The sequence below is a fragment of the Kaistella sp. genome (assembly GCF_032060305.1).
GTDB lineage: Bacteria > Bacteroidota > Bacteroidia > Flavobacteriales > Weeksellaceae > Kaistella > Kaistella yananensis.
Window position 1 is genome coordinate 1 of sequence record NZ_DAMBHK010000103.1, and the last position, 5,760, is coordinate 5,760.

Sequence of the window (5,760 nt, forward strand, 5' to 3'; positions counted from 1 at the left end):
TTTTAGATTATATTCAGCCCGATTTTGTACACGTTTTAGCTGATGGAAAAATCATTAAAACCGGTGATAAGAATCTGGCGCTTGAACTGGAAGAGAAAGGCTACGACTGGCTACTTAATTGATTAGAAATTTGAAGTCTGAAATTTGACATTATGGGGACAATCAGCAATTTTGAGGATTTAGATATTTGGCAAAAAGCCCGTGTCTTATGTCAAATGATTGACCGGCATTGTCTAAAGAACCCTAAGTTTTTTCAGCACGACAAGTTTCAGATCGACCGAGCCTCTGCATCAATAATGGATAATATTGCAGAAGGTTTTGAGCGGGAAGGCAATAAAGAATTTTCAAATTTCCTGTCGATGTCCAAAGGTTCAGCTGGTGAAGTCCGCTCTCAGCTTATTCGTGCATGCGACCGGGCCTACCTGAACGAAGAAACCTTCAATCTCCTTAAAGATGAAACACAGGCAATGTCGAAAATGCTTTCAGGATTCATAAACTATCTCAAGAACTCCGATTTCAAGGGGAATAAATTTAACCGAAAAAATGAATAAGATTTGAGAAAGAGCAATCCGTAATTTCAAATTCCAAATCTCAAATCTCCAATTAATATGGCACTTTTAGAAAATATACAGAATAATCACGCCGCTTTTTTAGAAACCCTGAAACACCGTTTTCTGGATGACCAGAGGAAATCGGCTTTACATAAATTCTTTGAACTGGGCATCCCCACTAAAAAAGACGAGGAATATAAATACACCAACCTGAAGGAGATTTCGGAGAAAAATTATAACTTTTTTCCGAAAGAGCCCCACAATATTACCAAAGAACAGATTGATGCACTTCATTTAGGTGAAGAAAACTTCGACTGGATTGTCTTTATTAACGGGCAACTGCACAAAGAACTTTCAAAAATTTCCATTGAAAATGTGGAATTTCTTTCCTTTAATTTTGCTTTGAATGACGCAAAACACAAAGAAGTTTTCGAGAAATATTTCAATACAATTGCTTCCAAAGAGTTAGCTTTTCCTAATCTGAATCTGGCTTACTGCAAACAGGGATTTTTCCTGAAAGTTCCGAAAAATATGGTGATTGAAAAACCGATTCATGTCTTCTATATTTCTCAGAATCAGGACGAAAATACCGTTTACAATACCCGTAATTTACTGATTGCCGAAGAAGGCTCAAAGGTGGAGGTCATCGAAAGTCATCATAATTTTGACGATACTTTTGTTTTCACCAATTCGGTGACCGAAATTTTCACGTACCAGAACGCAAAAGCAGACTGGCATAAAGTGCAGAACGACAGCGATACTTCGTACCTGATGGATCACACTTTTGCAAAGCAGGAACGCGACAGTTTAACCACGGTGAACACTTTCACTTTTGGTGGAAAACTCGTAAGAAACAACCTCGATTTTATTCATAACGGCGAGAACATCAACTCTTTCATGAACGGAATTACGATTATCGGAGGCGAGCAGACGGTAGATCATCACACCGCCGTTCACCATAAGACCCCGAACTGCGAGAGTTACCAGAACTACAAAGGAATTTATAAAGACAAATCTCACGGCGTTTTCAATGGGAAGGTTTTTGTAGATAAAATTGCACAGAAAACCAACGCCTATCAGCAGAACAACAATATTTTGCTCAACGAAGGTGCCATGATCGATACCAAACCGCAACTTGAAATTTTTGCTGATGACGTGAAATGTTCACACGGCTGTACCGTTGGTCAGCTCAATGAAGATGCGCTTTTCTACCTGCGTGCCCGCGGAATTTCTAAAAAAGAAGCCCAGGCTTTACTGTTATATGCTTTTGCAAATGATGCGATGCAGAATATTGATATTGAGCCGCTTAAGGCGAAAATTTCGAAACTGCTCGCCGAGAAGCTGGAAGTGGATATCGAATTCTAAAAAATTAAAACGTGTTTCTGACACGTTTTTTTTATTATTTTTAGGGCGGACAATTCGCGCTCTCCGCTCATACTCCTCAGTCGGCGGCTCCACTTCGTTCAGCCGCCTCCTTGTGGGGTAACCGCTGCGATCACGGCCGCAGAGTGGGTTTCCAAACAAAATCAGTAATCAAATGAATTTAGAATACATTACGGATCATCTTAAAGCTTACAAACAGCACGACCAGATTATTGATGCGGCCAATTTCGTTATCAGCAGTTTCGGTCTGGAACATGAAAACTTTGCAGGTTTCGGTTTCCGTACTGAACTGGAACCCAACAAAATGCTTCTAACAGCAGAAGGCGAAATCGGCGGAATGCAGATGGTGATGATTCCTAGAACCTCTTCGATTTTGACTTGAACTTAGTCGTCAATATGCTGGCTCACGAAATGCTGCACGTCCGGCAGAAAGCACCGGAAAATTTAGTTGAAGACAAAAACGAGCGCGAGTTTCAGGCGTATTACGAAATGCTTTTTCATAAAATTTTCCCGCAAGTTCCTGAAGTGTCGGATTTTCACAAGAAATTCTTTGGTGAAAAAGCGTTGGAATATTACAAAAGAATGGGCGAAGGTTCTGAATTACAAACCAAATACGCCGAACAAAAATTGGAGGTAGAGAATTTAATTAATTCCTTTTAGTCCAGTATTTTCTCCAAAATTTCACAAGCCGATTTCGGTAAATTGGTTCCCGGACCGAAAATATGATCGGCTCCGTTTTGGTAAAGGAAATCGTAATCCTGTTGCGGAATTACACCACCAACCACGATGGTAATATCATCTGCGCCCAGTTTTTTCAGTTCTTCCACTACTTGCGGAACGAGCGTTTTATGTCCGGCAGCCAAAGAAGAAACTCCCAAAATGTGAATATCGTTTTCCACTGCCTGTCTGGCAACTTCTTCCGGTGTCTGGAATAAAGGTGCAACATCCACATCAAATCCCATGTCCGCGAAAGCGGTAGCAACAACCTTTGCACCGCGGTCGTGGCCGTCCTGACCCATTTTCACGACCATGATTCTTGGTCTTCTGCCTTCCTCATCCTCAAATTTCTGTGCTAAGGAAATGGCTTTTTCAAAATATTCGTTTTTGCTGGCATTCATGGCGTAAACTCCCTGTATGGTTCTGATATTGGCTTTGTATCTTCCGAAACTTTCTTCCATCGCATCGCTCATTTCACCTAAAGTTACTCTTCTTCTGGCGGCTTCGATGCAGATTTCCAGAAGATTTCCGTTTCCTGTTCTGGCGGCTTCTTTAAGTTTGATGATAATTTCTGAAACATTTTCAGCATCTCTCGTTGTTTTTATCTGTTGGAGTCTTTCGATCTGTTTTCTCCGAACTTCAGAATTATCGATATCCAGAATCTCGAGTTCCATCTGTTTTTGGGTGGATTTAAATGAATTTACACCAATGATAAATTCTTCTCCGCTGTCGATATTTGCCTGTTTTTTGGCTGCGGCTTCTTCAATTCTCATTTTCGGAATTCCGGCTTCGATGGCTTTGGTCATTCCGCCTTCTTTTTCCACTTCGTCAATGAATTTCATTGCTTCCTCAATCATTTGCTGCGTTAAGCTTTCCACCAAATGGCTTCCGCCCATGGGATCGACAACATCGCAAATTCCGCTTTCCTGCTGAAGAATGATTTGGGTGTTTCTTGCAATTTTCGCGGAATAATCAGTTGGCAAAGCGATAGCTTCGTCCAGTGCATTCGTGTGCAGAGATTGGGTTCCTCCCAAAGCTGAAGACAAAGCTTCAATTGCTGTTCTGGTGATATTATTGAAAGGTTCCTGCTCAGTTAAGCTCCATCCTGAAGTCTGTGAATGCGTTCTTAAAGCTAAAGATTTCTGATTTTGTGGGTTGAACTGGGTTAAAAGATTTGCCCAAATATATCTTGCAGCGCGCATTTTTGCGATCTCCATGAAATGGTTCATGCCGATGGCCCAGAAAAATGATAATCTCGGCGCGAAATCGTCGATTTTCATGCCTGCTTTAATTCCTGTTCTCACGTATTCTAAACCGTCGGCTAAAGTATAGGCCATTTCCAGAACCGGCGTAGCGCCGGCCTCCTGCATATGATAGCCTGAAATGGAAATCGAATTGAACTTCGGAATATGTTTAGAAGTATATTCAAAAATATCTGCGATAATTTTCATGGAAGGTGTTGGCGGATAAATGTAGGTATTCCGAACCATGAATTCTTTCAGGATATCATTCTGAATCGTTCCTGAAAGTTTTTCCTGAGCAACGCCTTGTTCTTCTGCCGCAACAATATAAAAAGCCAGGATTGGAAGCACCGCACCATTCATCGTCATTGAGACTGAAATTTCATCCAAAGGAATTTCGTTGAAGAGAATCTTCATATCTTCAATGGAATCAATGGCAACACCGGCTTTCCCAACATCGCCAACCACTCTTGGGTGGTCGGAATCATACCCACGGTGCGTTGCCAAATCGAACGCAACCGACAATCCTTTTTGTCCGGCAGCAAGATTTCTTCTGTAAAAAGCATTGGATTCTTCAGCGGTTGAAAATCCCGCATACTGCCTGATCGTCCAGGGTTTCTGAACATACATTGTGGAGTATGGACCTCTCAAAAAAGGCGCAATTCCCGCAGAATATCCTTTTTCAGTTAACTGTTCCGAATCTTTTTCGGTGTAGGAAGATTTCATTTCCAGACCGTCTTTTTCAAAAAAATAGGGCAATTTATTATTGGAATTTGATTTGAAATCCGGAGTTTGATTTTTAATCGGGTGGCGCATTCTCATTGAATTTACAGATGGGTAAAGTTAAGAATTTTTCATCGAAAGTTTTTGAATCTGTCACTAAACAAAAAACTCACGGAAAGACCGTGAGTTTAATTTTTTTTACAGGAGGTTTATTTGGTGATATCTCCGTCGCCATCAGTAGCATCTTTTGCAGCATCTTTTACTGCGTTAGCGCCGTCTTTTACGGCATCTCCAGTCGCCTTCGCTGCATCTTCCACTGCGCTTGCAGCTGAATCAGTAACCGGCATTGCATCGTCATCAACAATAACTGCAGCAGAGTCTCCAACAATAACTGCTGAGGAATCTACAGTGGTAGCATCAGAAACTGTAGATTCTGTTTTTTTACATGATACTAAAGCGATTGTGGCGAAAACGCCTGCTAACAAAATTGATTTTTTCATATGATAATATTTTAAGTGTGCGCTAATATATAAAAAATCAGTTTAATGCTTAATAATTTTCTTCCTCGCCTTTCATTTTTTCGGCGTTCTCGGCCATAATTACGGCATCGATCATTTCCTGCAGGTCGCCGTTCATATAAGCATCCAGATTGTACATTGACTTATTGATTCTGTGATCGGTTACCCTGCCCTGTGGATAATTATAGGTCTTAATTTTCGCAGAACGGTCTCCCGTGGAAACCATCGTTTTTCTCTGGGCCGCAATATCGCCCTGTACCTTCTGAAGTTCGATATCGTAGAGTTTTGTGCGGAGCATTTCCATAGCCAATTCCCGGTTAGCCAACTGCGATCTTGCCTGCTGACAAACCACGACCAAACCTGAAGGTTTGTGCGTAAGCTGTACTTTGGTCTCAACTTTATTTACGTTTTGTCCGCCGGCTCCACCAGAACGCGATGTCTGCATTTCGATGTCTGCAGGATTCAGTTCGAAGTCAACTTCTTCTGCTTCCGGAAGTACGGCTACTGTGATGGCAGAAGTATGAACTCTTCCCTGAGATTCGGTTTCAGGAACGCGCTGAACACGGTGAACACCGGATTCGAATTTCATGATTCCGTAAACGCCGTCGCCTTCTACCTTCAGAATGA

General features: G+C 41.6%; 5 protein-coding genes and 2 pseudogenes. 4 read left to right on the forward strand and 3 right to left on the reverse strand.

What is annotated here, in order from left to right:
* The 4 genes and pseudogenes from sufC to V5N63_RS10985 form a co-directional block, all read left to right on the forward strand.
* Positions 1 to 122 (forward strand): annotated as a pseudogene (gene sufC / locus V5N63_RS10970) (Fe-S cluster assembly ATPase SufC); the annotation flags it as partial.
* A 30-nt stretch (positions 123 to 152) separates the two neighbouring features.
* A complete protein-coding gene (locus tag V5N63_RS10975; protein ID WP_332033979.1) occupies positions 153 to 551 on the forward strand; it encodes a four helix bundle protein in 399 nt (132 codons plus the stop codon).
* Positions 552 to 608: 57 nt separating this feature from the next.
* Positions 609 to 1,916: a Fe-S cluster assembly protein SufD gene (gene sufD, locus V5N63_RS10980; RefSeq protein ID WP_332033980.1), complete on the forward strand. Its 1,308-nt coding sequence runs from the start codon at positions 609 to 611 to the stop codon at positions 1,914 to 1,916.
* A gap of 172 nt (positions 1,917 to 2,088) precedes the next feature.
* Positions 2,089 to 2,594 (forward strand): annotated as a pseudogene (locus V5N63_RS10985) (hypothetical protein).
* Here the strand turns inward: V5N63_RS10985 and scpA are convergent.
* The 3 genes from scpA to V5N63_RS11000 form a co-directional block, all read right to left on the reverse strand.
* Complete coding sequence (gene scpA, locus V5N63_RS10990; RefSeq protein WP_332033981.1) at positions 2,591 to 4,708, reverse strand: methylmalonyl-CoA mutase; 2,118 nt, start codon at positions 4,706 to 4,708, stop codon at positions 2,591 to 2,593. The pseudogene V5N63_RS10985 and the gene scpA overlap by 4 nt on opposite strands.
* Before the next feature lie 116 nt (positions 4,709 to 4,824).
* Positions 4,825 to 5,115 carry a hypothetical protein gene (locus V5N63_RS10995; RefSeq protein WP_332033982.1) on the reverse strand — a complete coding sequence of 97 codons (291 nt, stop codon included), beginning with the start codon at positions 5,113 to 5,115 and terminating at the stop codon, positions 4,825 to 4,827.
* A gap of 49 nt (positions 5,116 to 5,164) precedes the next feature.
* The coding region (locus tag V5N63_RS11000) for a peptide chain release factor-like protein (protein WP_332033983.1) at positions 5,165 to 5,760 on the reverse strand (596 nt) is incomplete at its 5' end.